The organism is Tellurirhabdus rosea (genome assembly GCF_026278345.1).
Lineage (GTDB): Bacteria > Bacteroidota > Bacteroidia > Cytophagales > Spirosomataceae > Tellurirhabdus > Tellurirhabdus rosea.
The window spans coordinates 3,985,496-3,999,868 of the sequence record NZ_CP111085.1 but is presented as its reverse complement, the minus strand read 5'-3'; the positions used below and the strand labels follow the sequence as shown (position 1 = coordinate 3,999,868).

General features: G+C 57.9%; 13 protein-coding genes. 2 read left to right on the top strand and 11 right to left on the bottom strand.

What is annotated here, in order from left to right; all coding sequences use genetic code 11:
• Positions 1-144: 144 nt before the first annotated feature.
• On the top strand, positions 145-1,071 hold the full coding sequence (locus ORG26_RS16940; RefSeq protein ID WP_266363835.1) for a M23 family metallopeptidase: 927 nt from the start codon (positions 145-147) through the stop codon (positions 1,069-1,071).
• Between the two features lie 73 nt (positions 1,072-1,144).
• On the opposite strand, the gene ORG26_RS16935 is transcribed toward ORG26_RS16940, so the two are convergent.
• Complete coding sequence (locus tag ORG26_RS16935) at positions 1,145-2,521, bottom strand: M16 family metallopeptidase (RefSeq protein WP_266363833.1); 1,377 nt, start codon at positions 2,519-2,521, stop codon at positions 1,145-1,147.
• Positions 2,522-2,533: 12 nt separating this feature from the next.
• Positions 2,534-3,883, bottom strand: coding sequence for a M16 family metallopeptidase (locus ORG26_RS16930; protein WP_323134278.1), 1,350 nt, complete (start codon positions 3,881-3,883; stop codon positions 2,534-2,536).
• A gap of 282 nt (positions 3,884-4,165) precedes the next feature.
• Between ORG26_RS16930 and ORG26_RS16925 the strand changes: the two genes are divergently transcribed.
• Positions 4,166-4,933 carry an SDR family oxidoreductase gene (locus ORG26_RS16925; protein WP_266363831.1) on the top strand — a complete coding sequence of 256 codons (768 nt, stop codon included), beginning with the start codon at positions 4,166-4,168 and terminating at the stop codon, positions 4,931-4,933.
• A gap of 120 nt (positions 4,934-5,053) precedes the next feature.
• On the opposite strand, the gene ORG26_RS16920 is transcribed toward ORG26_RS16925, so the two are convergent.
• The 9 genes from ORG26_RS16920 to ORG26_RS16880 form a co-directional block, all read right to left on the bottom strand.
• Positions 5,054-6,217: a pyridoxal phosphate-dependent aminotransferase gene (locus tag ORG26_RS16920; protein WP_266363829.1), complete on the bottom strand. Its 1,164-nt coding sequence runs from the start codon at positions 6,215-6,217 to the stop codon at positions 5,054-5,056.
• Between the two features lie 136 nt (positions 6,218-6,353).
• Positions 6,354-6,833, bottom strand: coding sequence for a hypothetical protein (locus ORG26_RS16915; RefSeq protein ID WP_266363827.1), 480 nt, complete (start codon positions 6,831-6,833; stop codon positions 6,354-6,356).
• Positions 6,834-6,970: 137 nt separating this feature from the next.
• Positions 6,971-7,417: a hypothetical protein gene (locus ORG26_RS16910; RefSeq protein WP_266363825.1), complete on the bottom strand. Its 447-nt coding sequence runs from the start codon at positions 7,415-7,417 to the stop codon at positions 6,971-6,973.
• Between the two features lie 99 nt (positions 7,418-7,516).
• The gene (locus ORG26_RS16905; RefSeq protein ID WP_266363823.1) at positions 7,517-8,884 is read right to left on the bottom strand and encodes a M28 family metallopeptidase; all 1,368 of its coding nucleotides are present in this window, start codon (positions 8,882-8,884) and stop codon (positions 7,517-7,519) included.
• A gap of 46 nt (positions 8,885-8,930) precedes the next feature.
• Positions 8,931-9,227 (bottom strand): hypothetical protein, encoded by a 297-nt coding sequence (locus ORG26_RS16900; RefSeq protein ID WP_266363822.1) that lies wholly within the window; start codon positions 9,225-9,227, stop codon positions 8,931-8,933.
• A 90-nt stretch (positions 9,228-9,317) separates the two neighbouring features.
• The gene (locus ORG26_RS16895) at positions 9,318-9,854 is read right to left on the bottom strand and encodes a hypothetical protein (protein ID WP_266363820.1); all 537 of its coding nucleotides are present in this window, start codon (positions 9,852-9,854) and stop codon (positions 9,318-9,320) included.
• Positions 9,855-9,893: 39 nt separating this feature from the next.
• Complete coding sequence (locus ORG26_RS16890) at positions 9,894-10,439, bottom strand: hypothetical protein (protein ID WP_266363819.1); 546 nt, start codon at positions 10,437-10,439, stop codon at positions 9,894-9,896.
• A 95-nt stretch (positions 10,440-10,534) separates the two neighbouring features.
• Positions 10,535-12,550 (bottom strand): plastocyanin/azurin family copper-binding protein, encoded by a 2,016-nt coding sequence (locus ORG26_RS16885; protein ID WP_266363817.1) that lies wholly within the window; start codon positions 12,548-12,550, stop codon positions 10,535-10,537.
• A gap of 78 nt (positions 12,551-12,628) precedes the next feature.
• On the bottom strand, positions 12,629-14,293 hold the full coding sequence (locus tag ORG26_RS16880; protein WP_266363815.1) for a PA14 domain-containing protein: 1,665 nt from the start codon (positions 14,291-14,293) through the stop codon (positions 12,629-12,631).
• Between the last annotated feature and the right edge of the window lie 80 nt (positions 14,294-14,373).

The window sequence follows — 14,373 nt, the reverse complement described above, 5'->3', positions numbered from 1 at the left end:
ATTATCAGAAAACGGCCTTAAACCCTCCGCCGGACTGGCGCGAACGGTTTTGTTTAGCACGGCTACCGTTAACTCAAAATGATTTTTATCAATTTCGATTTTCGGGGATAATTGCAGTTTTGAGCACCACTTTTCCTTACCGCCATGCGCCTGCTCTCTTTTCTTTTTGCCTTCCTGCTGTCCGGTTGGCTTCCGGCCTTCGCCCAGGGCGACCGCGTCCAGATCAGTTACACGCGGGACGCCTCGACCAACGATCACACGTCTTCCTTTGTCAATTCGAATTACTGCGATTATACGGTTGTCGTCAATTTTTCGAGTCTGCAGGGCCTCACCTGTTCCTGTTCGCTGCCCTACACCGGTGCCGTCCGGCCGGGGCAGGGGCGCCTGTTCACCCTGAAAGCCAGCGCGAACGGCCAGCCGTCTTTTCAGTATTCCTATACGTCCTACAAAGGTCGGCTCATGAGCAAGGCCCCCGCCGACTTCGTCTATCTGCTGCCCGTAGCGACCGGGAAAAAGGTGCTGGCCTCCGAGACAAAGCCCATCGGTGAGGCGATGGGGAAAGAACGGGCCGAGGGTTTTTATTCTCTGGCCTTTAAACTTCAGCCCGGCGACACGATTTTTGCCGCCCGCCGGGGCACGGTCTCCGACCTCCGCGACGCCGTCGAACCGGCCGGACAGGAACTGTGGTTTTCGCGCGAGACCAATTTTGTGGAAATTTTCCAGGCCGACGGCACTTTTGCCCGCTACGACAAGCTGAAAAAAGGCCAGATCTGGGTCAAACCGGGCGATGTGGTGGAATCAGGCCAGCCCATCGGCCTGATTGGCGGAGAGAATTTTACGGGCGGGCCCTCACTGTTTTTTTCGGTTTATTTTCTGGCCCGTAAAACGGTCGGCACGCAGGAGACAAGCTACAAATTCCAGCACGTAAAGCCCGTTTTTGCCGTTCAGGGGCAAGACCAGGGCACCGCCCTGACCAACCAGCAGACGTACGAAGCCGTGCGGCCCGAAACCGTGCTGTTTCAGGAGTTATCCAAGCGGGAGGCGGCCCGACGGCGGCAGAAAGGAAAGTAAAGCCTAATAAAAAAGGCCTACGCCTCGCCCGATGCTGAGCAAAGCGTAAGCCCGTTACGGAGACTGCGCAGGGTTAAAACCCTTCCGTCTTGATCTCCTTCTCCGTCAGATTGCCATACTTTTTCACCTTATCCCGAATCGCGTCGGCCCGGCCGATGAGGACAAATTGCAGGGCTTTTTTCGGAAAATACGTGTCGATGATCTGCCGGGTGCGCTCCAGGGTGAGGCCATCAACATTCTTCTGAAAATTGTTGATAAACGACTCGTCGAAGCCGAGGCTGAACATGTCCGTCAGCAGATTGGCCAGTTCGCCAGCGGATTCGTAGCGGGGCGGAAAGTCGGCTTTGATGTAGTTTTTGGCCGATTCCAGCGTTTTGGCGTCAATTCCGGTCCGGTGCAGGCTGTCCAGGACCTGTAACGCGAGGTCTACGGCCTCGGTGGTCGAGCTGGTTTTGGTAAAGGTCGAAATGGCGAACGTACCGCTGTTTTTGAACGTGGCAAAGCGGCTGTTGGCCCCGTAGGTCAGGCCGGAGTTCACCCGCAGGGCGTCGTTGAGCCAGGACGTGAAGCGCCCGCCCAGAATCGTGTTCACCACCACCACCGGAATATAGTCCGGGTTGTTTTGCGTGATGCCTTTGCCGCCGATCATGAAGGTCGTTTCCCGCGCGTCCGGCTTGTTGACCAGCAGCAGCCGGTTTTCGTTGAACGCCACCACCGGCTCGGCCAGCTTCGGGGCGGTAGCCGCCGCCGTTTTCCAGCCGCCGAACAGGGCTGTGAGCCGCTTTTTCATATCGGCCGAATTGAAATCGCCCACGACGGCAATGGCCGCCCGGTCGGCCGTGTACTCTTTCTGATAAAACGCCCGGACGTCGGCCACCGAGATTTTCTCCACCGTCGACTGCGTGCCCGACAGCGGATTGGCGTACGGGTGTTCGCCGTAAATGAAGCGGTTGAAGTACGACCCAATGACCGAGCGCGGGCTTTCTTTCTGCTGCGTCAGGCTCAGGATCTGCCGCTGTTTGTACTTGTCAAACTCAGCCGGGTCGAAAGCGGGCTTCGTCACCACGTCCTGGATGATATTCAGCAGTTTATCGGCATCTTTCACCGCAAACGAGGCCGTCAGTTTGGCCACTTCGCGACCGGCGAACGTGCTCAGGTCGGCCCCGACGTATTCGGTTTCTTCTTCAATCTGCGCTTTGGTGTATTTCGAACTGCCGAACAGCAGGGCCTCGGCGGTCATGGTAGCCAGTCCGTAGCGGCCCGCGTCCTTTACCGAACCCGCATCGAACGCCACCGACACGTTGATCAGCGGCACTTCGTGCTGTTCCATCAGGTACACCGTCAGGCCGTTTTTAAGCTTAAATTTCTGATAAGGCGGCACTTTAAACGTCTGTGCCACGGCCGCCCCGGTCACGAGCAGGGCGATGCAAAGAGAAACTATTTTTTTCATGAATAGGATGACTTAATTGGCTCCGGCGGCGGGTTTTGTTTCGGGTAAAAGGTGGCCTACGGTTCGGTTGCGGGTAGTCAGGTATTTGGCCGCTACGCGCTGGATGTCTTCTTTCGTCACTTTTTCGTAGAGCGACGGCGCTTCGTACAGTTTTTTGTAATCGCCGAAAAACAGCTCGTAGGTGCCGAGGCTGTTGGCCTTGCCGTTGATGGTTTCCATCGTCCGGTAAAATTCCATCAGCTTCTGGTTTTTCAGCTTCTGCAATTCCTTGTCCGTCACGCCGTCCTTCACCACCTTATCGATCTGGTCCAGAACGGCTTTTTCGAGCGCTTCGGCCGACACGCCGCTGCCCGCTACGGCGTAGACGGTGAACAGGTTCGGGTCGAAGCCTTCGCCGAGGTTGCTGAATACCCGTGAAGCCACGGTCGTGTCCATCACCAGCGATTTCACAAGTCGGGACGAGTTGCCCGCGGTGAGCACGCTGCTCAGCAGGTCGAGGGCGTAGTAGTCGGCATGGCTGTTTTCGGGCGTATGATAAGCCAGCAGGATGTTGGGCGTCGAGATGTCCTTGTACGTTACGGCGCGGCGCTCCCCGTTCTGGGGCGGCTCTACGGTCCGCAGCGACTCGGGCAGTTTACCCGTCGGGATGGGCTCGATGTACTGCTCGGCCAGCTTCCGGACCTGCGCAGGCGTCACGTCGCCGACGATGACCGCCACGGCGTTGTTCGGCGCGTAATAGGTCCGGAAATACGTCTCCAGGTCCTGTTGCGACCATTTTTTAATGTCCGACTCAAAGCCGATGACGGGGAACATGTACGGGTGTTCGACAAACGCCACGGACTGAACCAGTTCGCTCAGCAGCCGGTAGTTGCTGTTTTCGAGGCCCGTGCTGCGCTCGGAAAGCACCACGCCCCGCTCGCTTTCGACCATTTTGGGGTCGATGGACAGGTTGGCAATCCGGTCGGCTTCGAGGTCGAAGATTGTCTGGAGAGCCCCGCTCTGGAACCAGTCGGTGTATACCGTCACGTTCTGAGTCGTGTAGGCGTTGTTGGAGCCGCCGTTGGCTTCCATCACCCGGTCAAACTGCTTCGGGCCGTACTTTTTAGACCCGTTGAACATCATGTGTTCAAAAAAGTGCGACAGGCCGGTAATGCCGTGCACCTCGTTGCGGGAGCCGACTTTCCAGAATACGTAAAAATTGGCGTTGGGGATGGAGTGATCTTCGAGGACCAGAAACTTCATGCCGTTTTTGAGCGTGAACGTCTGGACGTCTTCCGGTCGCGACTTGTTCTGGGCCATGCTACCCTGCCAGAGGGTGGTGGCCAGTGCGGCGCCGGTTAGCAGCCTTTTCAGGTTAATCATATTGTGATAAGGAGTTACGTTATTGTTGGGTTTTCGGGTTGTTTTTCCCGCAGATTGACGGTTCGCCGCTGCGAGAAAAAGAAACCCCGCCCCGGCAAAACGCTAAAATTACCAAACCCCCGACGCTTTGCCAAAAGCAATTCTACGGGCGGCTCTTCGTAAGTTTGCCCGCAAATGTTCAGAGTTTATTGTTTAGCGTTTAAGGTTGCTCCGCTTCTTTACCGACTTCTCATTGAGGCGGAGCAATTTTAAACGCTAAACCTTAAACCATAAACGATTTTCATGAATCCATCCTGGCAACTAAACGGCCGCCGTGCGCTCGTCACGGGCGGCACCAAAGGCATTGGCGAGGCAATCGTCAGGCAGTTGTTTGAACTGGGCGCAAGCGTGTTCCTTGTCGCCCGCGACGCTGTGCTTTTAGCAAAACAAGTGGAAGAATACCGGCAACAGGGCTTTGTGGTTGAGGGTCTGGCCGCCGACGTGAGCCAGCCGGGTGTGGCTGTGGGCCTGCTGGAAACGGTTAAAACCGTTTGGGGCGGACTGGATATTCTGGTCAATAACGTCGGCACCAACATCCGCAAGCCGACTGCCGATTACACGCCCGGCGAGCTGGACCACATCCTGAACACCAACCTCCGCTCCGCCTTCGACCTCACGCAGGCCGCCTACCCGCTGCTGAAGGCTTCCGGACAGGCCAGCGTGGTGTTCATCACGTCGGTGGCCGGGTTCCGGCACGTGGGCAGCGGCTCGCCCTATGGCCTCACCAAAGCCGCCCTCGACCAGCTGGTGCGATACCTCGCCGTCGAATGGGCGCCGGACAGCGTTCGGGTCAACGCCGTAGCGCCCTGGTACATCCGGACGCCGCTGGCCGAACCCGTCCTGACCAACCCCGAACGGCTTCAGAAAATTCTGGAGCGCACGCCGATGGGCCGCGTGGGCGAGCCCGCCGAAGTCGCCGCCGCCGCCGCCTTCCTCTGCCTCCCCGCCGCCGGCTACATCACCGGACAAACGCTCGCCGTAGACGGAGGCTTCCTGGCTCTTGGACTTTAAAAAGTTAAGAGTTAAAAGTTAAGAGTTAAAAGTTGCTCTGCTGATTCAGAAATCTGGCTAAGCGGAGCAACTTTTAACTTTTAACTCTTAACTCTTAACTCTTAACTCTTAACTCCTAATTTATAATTCCTTAAGGGCTTTGGCGAAGGCGGTCATTTCGGCTTCGTTGCCGATGCTGACGCGGCAGAAGGGCTGGCGGTCGTGTTCGCGCGTGGACACCATAATGCCTTCCCGGAACATGGCGGTTTCGAAGGATTTGGGCTTCATGCGAATGGGGAACAGCACGAAGTTGGCCCCGGAGGGCACGTACTCGTAATCCAAGGCTTTCAGCGTTTTGTAAAGCGTCTCGCGGCCTTTGGTGTTCTCGGCGCGGCAGTACATCTGCCATTTTTCGTCCTGTAGGCTGGCGATGCCGGCCATGATCGTTGTCACGGACACATCCCATTCCGAACGGCTGTACCGCTTGAAGTCCTCGACCAGTTTGGCCGGTCCGATGGCGTAGCCCAGCCGCAGTCCTGCGAAGCCGTGAATCTTGGAGAACGTCCGGGCGACCATCACGTTCAGGCCTTCGTTGATGAGTTTCGGCAGTTGCGGACGGTCTTTCGGCTCCAGAAAATCGATATACGCCTCGTCGACGAAGACCGGCGCTTTGGGGGCCACTTCGCGGCAGAAGGCCGTCAGTTCGTCCGGAGGCAGCACGGTGCCGGTGGGATTGTTGGGATTGCAGATGTAAACGAGTTTGGTGTCGGGCGTTAGTTTGCCGCGCATCGCCGCCAGGTCGAAGCCAAAGTTTTTCAGCGGCAGCGCCTCCACCTGCGCCCCGAAGGCCCGAACGCATTCCAGCAGATCGTCGTAGGTAAACTGGCTGGTCAGAATCTTTCCGCCCGCGCCCTTGGCCGCGCTGCCCGTGTAGTAAACGGCCGTAGCCGCCAGCAGTTCGGAGGAACCCGGCGAGAGCAGCACGTTCTGCGGTTTTACTCCTTCCCGTTCGGCAATAAGCTGTTTGAGCTGTCCGGTTTCCATCATCGCGTAGCGGTTTCCTGCGTCGGCGGCGGCCAGCAGGGCTTCTTTGGCTTTCGGCGAAAGACCGTACGGATTTTCGTTAAAGGCAATCCGGGCTTTGAGGGCAGGCGGCTGAAGGCCGAGGCGGGCAAACTCCTCAAAAAGAGCCTGTTCGCGGCGGGCGTTGGCGGCGGCCGGATTCCAGCGGGGAAGGCCGGCGGTCAGACCGGCGGTCAGGAGGGCCCCGTGACGGAGCCAGTTTCGACGGGAAAGCGTGTTCATGGGCTGTGAGGAGGTGGTTAGCAGCCCAAGTTAAGATTTTTTAGTTGAGTGATGGAATGAATGAGCGATTGCGTGGCGTTGCCTCCATAGAAAAGCCGCTCCGCTCACCCAATCACTCATTCACTCATTCACTCAATTATCTACGCTCGTACACAAACTGCACCTGGTATTTGACGACTTCCGGCTTTTTGGTTGTCGGATTGACGAGCGTATCCTGCTCCTCGTAGGGCGTCGAAATCAGCTGGGCGGAGTTTTTATTGCTGTTGAGCGTCAGTTGCTCCTGAACGCCCTGCCGGTACTGTAGTTTCAGGTCCTGGCCGGTGAACTTCCAGGTTCCGTCAAAATCGGTGATTTCCCCCGTGCGCTGGGTCAGGACGAAGGTGCTGTCGCTATGCAGGCGAATCCGTTCTTCGATGCCGTACTGGGCCGGGTCTACGTCGCCGTTCTCAATTTCGTAAGGCGTAGGAAATCCGCTGAAGCGAATCCGGCCCAGGGTCCATTCGCCGGCGATGGTATCTTTCTTTTCTTCAGCGGGAAGCAGGTCTTTATCCGGGTTACAGCCAAAAAGCCCCACCAGCATCACCAGCAGGAGAAGTCCGTTCACTAAAGCTTTCATACGTTGTGTTAAGTCAAGTTACTGTCAGACTCTGCACAAAATGTATTCCAACTCAGCAAACAGAATAATTTTTGCGCTCTCCGGACATAAAAAGCCCCGGCGTTTGGGTGCCGGGGCTGTCCGCTGAGGGCCGTTTCCTATTTCCGGTAGAAAACCTGAATGCGTCCCCGGGTTGTACTATCCAGCGCGTAGTTCTGAACTGTGCTCGACAGTTCCTCGATGTTACCCGTTTTGGTGTACGTATATTCTTCCGGATCGGTGCCGTCGTCGTAGGTAAGGGTCAGTTTGTCATTGGCAAACTCCCAGGTGCCCTGAAAGTCCACCACGACCGTCTGGCGGACGTTGACGTTGAAGGTTTTGTCCTCAAAAATATCGATGCGTGAGCCGTAGCCTTCGAGCATATACAGGTCGATTGCGTTGCCGTTCAATCCCTGATTAGGGGCCGCAAAACCGCTGAGCAACCCACGGTTCAATTCCCAGCGGCCCACGATGGCCGGTGGCGGAGTAGGATCGGAATCTTTGTCGCAGGAACTAAGTCCGGCCATCACCAGCACCAGACTTAACAGGTAAACCAACTTTTTCATAAAAAACCTAATCAGGGGGTTGAACAAAATCGTGTGTATTACTCGTAATGTACAAAAAAATAAATGCCAGCGGTCACCAAAACCCATTTTCTGACCCAGTTACCGAAGATTGGCTTTGGGCAGGACCGGCAGGCTTTCGTTCCCGTCTTCACTCACCGCCTGGACGGCAAAAAAGTAGTTGTCTTTCGAATAGGGAACGGTCATGCCCAGCTTTTCGGTATAAAATTTCTTCTGCCAGAATGGCCAGTGGGTTTCGCGCATCAGCACGTAATAGCCTTTGATTTTGCCGGTTTTGGGGGCCTGCCAGTACAGAGCCGTAGAGTTGGTCAGGTTACGAACGTCCATCGTGACGGTCTCGGGCGTGCCCGGTGCCTTGGCCAGATTCGCCAGCGACGCCAGGTTGACGGCGGTGTTCTTCTTCAGGTACTCGAAATCCATGAATTTGGTGTAATCGCCGTACTCGATGCCGTCCTGGGTGCGCAGGTCCTGGTGCTGGTGCTCGAAATTCTCGTTCATTTCGCTGAAACGAACGGCCGGGAAGCCCCGCTCGACAAACGGCGTATGGTCGCCGCCGCGCAGGTAGCGGTCGTTGCGGTAGATCATGACTATTTCCAGATGATCGACGTACCGTTCGCCGACCTCCTTCACGTACCGGGCCAGTTGCCGGGCAGGTCCGTCGTTTTCGGAACCCAGCTGCCGGATGCCCGCCGCCCGGTCGGCCAGTTGATAAGCCGGTAAACCTTCGCTGAAGACGCGCAGGCGGGTGTTGTCGATGATTTTGGTTTCGCCGGGCGTGGTGACGCTGCTGTTGTTGGACCCCATGATGTCGTTGTTGAGCACGGCCTGGAGGTTCCAGTTTTCGGTTTTGGCCCGTTCGGCCAGGTGGCCCGCGCCGAGCAGGCTCTGTTCTTCGCCGCTGACACAGACAAACACGATGGTAGCCGGGAACTTGGCCTTGCTCATCACCCGGCAGAGTTCAATCACGGCTGCCGTTCCCGAGCCGTCGTCATTGGCCCCCGGAGCATCCGCATCGCGGTTCATGACGTTCGTGACGCGGCTGTCGATATGGCCTGTCACCAGAAAAACGCGGTTGTCGGCCGGGTCGGTGCCTTTCAGGGTAGCCATGACGTTGCCCATTTCGGTGGGCTTATCCACCCGCTTGCCGTCGGGCTGCAGCGTCCAGGTGTCGATGGTGGCCGTCAGGCGTCCGCCCGACTGCCGGGCGTAGTGCTGAAACTTGCCGAGGACCCACCGCCGGGCGGCACCGATGCCCCGTTTGGGGTCGGTCGTGGTACTGAGGGTGTGGCGGGTGCCGAAGCTCACCAGCCCCTGCACGTGCGCCCGCAGGCTGTCGGCGGAAACTTCACTGACCAGTTGGGTAATGGCCGGGTCACGCTGCACGATCGACTGGGCAGAAAGAGCAAACGGAAGCGTACTGAGAAGGAAAGATGCTGCAAATCGGTTCATTCAGTTGGGAACAAGCGTAAAAACTAGGAGCAAAATAGCGTTTTTTTCAAAGCTGTGACGCTCCGGCTGGTTTTCGTTTGGCTGGCGGCGCTCCCACCGGCTCCGTTCCGACCTGCCTGTCCATACGCAGGGAGGGCGCCGAACGTTGCACGGGTCGGCTTTTCTCCACGAACCACGAGGTTACCAGGGCCCCGGCCAACAGCACCGAAACCGCAATTGACCAGTAAGCGATGCGTTCGGTTGGCAGCCCACGGACCGGCCGGGTGTAGAACCGGGCCTCCTCAGGCGGAAACAACTCCCGAAAAATCAGGTCCGTGTTTTCTTCTTCGTGCGTATGGCTCATGGGATAAGGCGTTGAGAGAACGTAAGATACAAAAAAACGCCTTATCTGCCAGTGCGCCGAAACCGGACAGACACCCCGCCCGTTCGTCCGTCAGAACCGACCGCTCACGCCGAGGCCTACGGCCGTCCGGCCCGTGGCCGGAACCGGGGCCATCGACACGCCAAGGCGTTTTTCCAGAAGCACCTTGTTGTAGCGGCGCACGGCCTGCGACACTTTTACATTTCCCCCGATGGAAAGCCCCACCGACGCCACGATGGAGCCGATGTAAACGTACCAGTATTCCCGCGTCCGGACGCGCTGGTTTTTGGGCTGAAAAAGCAGATAGCCGAGCGGCACCAGGGCCGTCAGCTGGCTGATGGAGTTGAACGTCTTGAAAACCCGGTACTGTCGCCGCACCTCCGGATCGCCCAGTTCGTAGAAAGGAATTTCGAGGGAAAAAGGCGAGCGGAGCCGCTGTTCACCATAGTAATAGACCGCCCCCAGCGCCGTGGAACCGGGCGCCCGTTCAATGGCCCGCAGATGGGCCGGAATGCGGTTGGCAAGGCTGTCGGGACGGATTTGGGCGCGGACGGCCGGGAGGACCGCCAGAAAAAAAATGCAGATGCGTAAAGCAGTGGTAAACTTCATGGAAAAGGAATAAGCTGTTCCCGGGTAACGAACGGAAGCTTAATATATGGGTTCAGTGTTGTATTTTTTGTCGAGCTGATACAGGAGCATGTCGGCTTCGGTAAACGGAATCGCTTTGTCGGCGCAGAACCGGATTAACTCATCCAGATATTCAAAATATGTCTTCACTTTTGTATCAACTGAACTGGCCGTGTAAAGATTGTATTTATCAACATTTACCATCAGTACCCGATAAGCCCGCCGGTCAATGATTTGAAAAACTTCCGGGTTTCGGAAACGCAGCATCGTCGAGGCCATCGGCAAATCCACTCCCTTTGTCTCTTTTTGGAGAAGTTTGCGCAAAACGCCTTCGGCCTGCCGGTGCTGTCCGGGTTTCAGGTTAACCAGCTCATTCAGTTGGCTGATCAATTCTTCTTCCAGCAGCGCATACCGGTTGACTTTCCAAAGCGCAATTTCGTTGATTGTTTCCTGCGAAAACGGGCCATTTTTCAGTTGCAGCTTAGCCGTCAATTTAGGCTGATACTCGTAGTTTTCTTTTTGGGAAAGAATTTCTTCCCGGCTGAATTCCGTCGCTTTGCGTATCATAAAGGTATGGACAGTTGAAACGGTAAGATAGAAAAAAAGCGGTGTCACAGAACGTAACACCGCTTCATTGAGTCAATCGATTCAGACAATCCTTCTTAACGTACCCGCAGAATGCCCTGCATCAGGCCTGCGTGGCCGGGGAAGGTGCAAACGAACTGGTAATCGCCGGGTTCGGTCGGAGCCACGAAATAAATGGCTTCGGCCCTTTCCGGTTCGAGCAGGTTCGTATGGTACAGCACCTCGCCCACCGCCGGGACGTACTGCATTTTGGGGCCGTTCAGGGCCAGCTTGAGGGCGGCATTGCCTACGTTCACGGCGGTGCCCGGCTTCACGATGACGCAGTTGTGCAGCATGTCGTCGTTGTTGTTGAACACCCACTTCACGCGGCTTCCGGCCTTCACCTCTACCCGCTCGGTGTCAAATTTCAGTCCCGGTTTGGTGCCGATGGTAATGACCTGATCCGGGCCGGATGTCCAGTCGGCGGGCTGGGCCGTAATCCGTTTGGCGGCCTGGGGGGAAGCAGCGCCTGCCTTGCCCGCCGGTTTGCCTTTGGCCGGAGCCACGGCCGGTTTGGTCGAGGCCATGGCCATCATGTCGTGGTTGTGCTTCGGCCGCGGGGCCATCGCCATAGGCTCGCCGGGAGCAATGTTGTTGAGCGTATAATACGCAAAGGTGTGCAGCAGCGGCAGACCGTCCGCCGATTTCACACCCTCGGCTTTGATCTCGTGGATATAGCCCTGGCGCAGCGCCGTATCGGCCACGATGCGGGCTTTCAGGCCGTCCGCCGACACCACCACGCCGCGGATGGGCACCGCTTTGGCATCTTCGATCGGGCTGCCGTAGGTCTTGTGGTACTTGTACGTAAAGCTGTTCAGGCTGTAGGCATCCGGATTGGCGGCGGCGGTTTTGTCTACCGGCAGCGTAAACTCCACCTCAAAGCCGTCGGGCATCGACCGGACCGCCTTCATCTCAAACGGCGTCTTTCCGGTCCAGACGAGGCGCTGTACGCCGTACGACGCCTTGCCGGTGGCCGACCAGCCCCGGCTGGTCTGTCCGACGAACATCGAGCCGTCGAGCCCCCAGCGCATGCGCAGAATACCCGACATAAAGCCTTCGCGGAACGGAAAACAGGCGCCCTGGTACTTGCCGGCCACTTTTTCCAGAAATACGCGCATGATTTTGCTATGCCCCTGATCGCCAACGAAGAGCTGCCCGTCGAACGGGCCGAAGCGGGCGGCCGTCGTGTCCTCGACAATATCCGAAGTCGAAATGCCCATCAGTGTGTGCGGAAACCAGACCGCCGGAAGCTTCAGATTCGGGATCGTCTTGGCGACCTCGTGCATCGGTTTGCCGGTGCTCGGCACGTCTTCCGGCTTTAGTTTCAGGGGCGAACCGGGCTCCGACGACCAGCGCAGACCGGCGGGGTTTCCGGCAAAATCGCCTTCTTCGAGGTGCGTCATCCGGCCCGAGCCGACCCAGTCGCCCTGGTTCTCGGTGTAGAAAATCGCGCCGTTGCGCAGGGCACCGAACCCGGCGGGCGAACGCAGACCCGTGGCCCAGGGTTTGATTTCCCCTTTTTCATTCATTTTGAGCATCCAGCCGCGCCATTTGGCCAGACTGGCGCCAAAGCCGATCCAGTCGAGGTTGAGCGTCAGCAGCATATCGCCGTCGGGCAGGTTCACCGGGCCGTAGCTGTACTCGTGGTAATTGCCCGACAGCGGCCATTTGACCACCGACTGGTATTCGTCCGCTTCGCCGTTGCCGTCGGTATCCAGCAGGCGCGTCACCTCCCCGCGCTGTGTGGCCATAATGACACCGTTGCGGTAGTTCAGGCCGAGCGGTTCGTGCAGACCGTAGGCAAAACGCTTGTATTGCGGCTGGCGGCTGCCCTGCATATAAGGGTTGCTGATGAGCCAGACCTCCCCCCGGCGCGTGCTGACGCCCAGCCGACCGTCGGGCAGGACAGCCATGCCGCCCACTTCCAGCGAAACTCCTTCGGGCACAGGCAGCGTGACGAGGCGGTAATAATCGTTCTCCGTCATCGGGCGATTCTGCGCCAGCGTCGCCCCGGCGATGAGGAGAGAAGATATAAATAGGAGTGTTTTTTTCATCTCTGTGTCTCTCTGACAATCCCGATGACGGCAAAAGACTCGTTTGCGGCGTCAGGGAATCTCAAAGTTAATCAAAGGTTACCAGATGATTGAGTATTGAATGGTACCATTGCTGACGGGCAGCAGCAGTTCGCGGTTGTTGCGAATGACCGGTTTGGCCTTGGGGTCCAGCTGGATGTAATAGCTGTGGTTGTCTACGGCATACAATCCTTTCCGGACCTCTTCCACATCCTTCCCCGCCGCCAGTCGGCAGTACAATCCGGGGCCGCCGTTTACCGTCAGCGTCCGGGACAGCCCGTTGGAAATGGGTTTGATGAAATCGCTGATGGCGGCCCCGCGGTAGCTGTACTGCAGCGTTGGATAGCCGTCGGCGTCGAGTTTCCAGCCTTTGTAGAGAAAGTCCTTTTCGTCGTTCAGGCTGTCGGGCCACACCTGGTTGGCATCGTTCAGAGCCGCCAGCGTAGGCTGTCCGCCCAGCGAAACGAGGGTTCCGATGGGTTTGAGCAACTGCGGTTCGCCGCGCTCGTGCCACATTTCGGTTACATCGGCAAAATCACCTTTCCATACCTGCAGCAGGGCTCCCTGATTGAGGTCCATCGTGTAGTGCTGCCCGGCAGGTGTTCCTACCGACAGGCAGTGCGTCCGTTTCTTTTTCTCGTTGGGCAACTGAATAAACGACCGGATGAGCGACGGACGGTCGGCGGCCCGAACGGCGATCAGACCCACCGGGTCCGGTTCGGGCAGGGAAGCCTGCGGGTGCAGGGCCTGCGGGCGCGTGCCCGGTCCCGACACAAACACGCCCAGTCCCGGACGCGGCCACGAGCGGCTGAAAAACACTGTCACCGGGTATTTACCGGCTTTGAGCGTGGTTTGGGCGGTTTGCGGCTGGCCGAGGTCGGCGTAGGTGGGGGCGATCACGTCTTTCCCGTCCACCTGAATCCCGGCGATGCCGCCCTGCTGGACGGTGAAGGTCAGCGGGCCGTCCTGGAGCACCTCCAGTTCGCCGGTGTACACAATGGAATAGCGTTTGGTCTGTCCGTAGGCCACTTCGTGCGTGATGGCCGGCAGGGTGCCTTCCTGCAGCGGCTTTTTGGCGCTCAGATCGGCGGCTTTTTCGGCCTCGCCTTCGTAGAGTTTATAGCGGACATTTCCCAGACGAGCCACCTGCCGGTTCGACAGAATCTGGTAGGCCATGTCCCTGACGGCCAATGAGCCATTGGGCGACCAAAGCGCCACGCTGCCGGTCGCCTTCGCCGGGGCCAGTCGCTGGTCTTCGCGTACGGTCACGCCGTTGATCACCAGTTTTTCGAGCAGGGCGGGCTGCGCGCCGGTAGCCGCCCGGTAGCGCAGATCGACGGTCTGCCACAGTCCCGGCGCTTTCAGAATCCGGTTCAGATCGGGAGAATGCAGCAGACTGAGCGTCGACCCGTTGGGCAGCGACAGCTCAACGTCGCCCCCCTGCGTCATCATCACGTCGAAGCGCATCCGGAAGTCGTCGTTGACCTGCAGCACGTTCAGCGGTTCCCGTCCGCCGAGGAGGTAGGCAGTACCGGGTTTGGTAGTGAAGCTGGAAGCATCCGGTGCGGCCGAAATGGCTCCGATCCACCGCCAGCTTTTGGGCAGGGCTGTGGCCGAAATTTTGACCGGAAGCAGCGCCTCGGTCCCTGTCTGCGCCCCGGCGTTCAGCCCCAGCAGTAGCAGTCCTGCCGCTGCCAGCACCCGGCGGCCTGAAAAATACGTCATGCGAATAAAGAGATAAGCCACTAAGGCCGATTTAAATAGAAAGGCTTTATCCTGCAAAAAACTACTTTTTTCGGGAAAGG

What these genes read in the sequence shown, in the direction of transcription:
- ORG26_RS16935 (WP_266363833.1), bottom strand. Translation starts at nt 2,521, where the DNA reads ATGAAAAAAATAGTTTCTCTTTGCATCGCCCTGCTCGTGACCGGGGCG.
- ORG26_RS16915 (WP_266363827.1), bottom strand. Translation starts at nt 6,833, where the DNA reads ATGAAAGCTTTAGTGAACGGACTTCTCCTGCTGGTGATGCTGGTGGGG.
- ORG26_RS16940 (WP_266363835.1), top strand. Translation starts at nt 145, where the DNA reads ATGCGCCTGCTCTCTTTTCTTTTTGCCTTCCTGCTGTCCGGTTGGCTT.
- ORG26_RS16895 (WP_266363820.1), bottom strand. Translation starts at nt 9,854, where the DNA reads ATGAAGTTTACCACTGCTTTACGCATCTGCATTTTTTTTCTGGCGGTC.
- ORG26_RS16930 (WP_323134278.1), bottom strand. Translation starts at nt 3,883, where the DNA reads ATGATTAACCTGAAAAGGCTGCTAACCGGCGCCGCACTGGCCACCACC.
- ORG26_RS16925 (WP_266363831.1), top strand. Translation starts at nt 4,166, where the DNA reads ATGAATCCATCCTGGCAACTAAACGGCCGCCGTGCGCTCGTCACGGGC.
- ORG26_RS16880 (WP_266363815.1), bottom strand. Translation starts at nt 14,293, where the DNA reads ATGACGTATTTTTCAGGCCGCCGGGTGCTGGCAGCGGCAGGACTGCTA.
- ORG26_RS16920 (WP_266363829.1), bottom strand. Translation starts at nt 6,217, where the DNA reads ATGAACACGCTTTCCCGTCGAAACTGGCTCCGTCACGGGGCCCTCCTG.
- ORG26_RS16905 (WP_266363823.1), bottom strand. Translation starts at nt 8,884, where the DNA reads ATGAACCGATTTGCAGCATCTTTCCTTCTCAGTACGCTTCCGTTTGCT.
- ORG26_RS16910 (WP_266363825.1), bottom strand. Translation starts at nt 7,417, where the DNA reads ATGAAAAAGTTGGTTTACCTGTTAAGTCTGGTGCTGGTGATGGCCGGA.
- ORG26_RS16900 (WP_266363822.1), bottom strand. Translation starts at nt 9,227, where the DNA reads ATGAGCCATACGCACGAAGAAGAAAACACGGACCTGATTTTTCGGGAG.
- ORG26_RS16885 (WP_266363817.1), bottom strand. Translation starts at nt 12,550, where the DNA reads ATGAAAAAAACACTCCTATTTATATCTTCTCTCCTCATCGCCGGGGCG.
- ORG26_RS16890 (WP_266363819.1), bottom strand. Translation starts at nt 10,439, where the DNA reads ATGATACGCAAAGCGACGGAATTCAGCCGGGAAGAAATTCTTTCCCAA.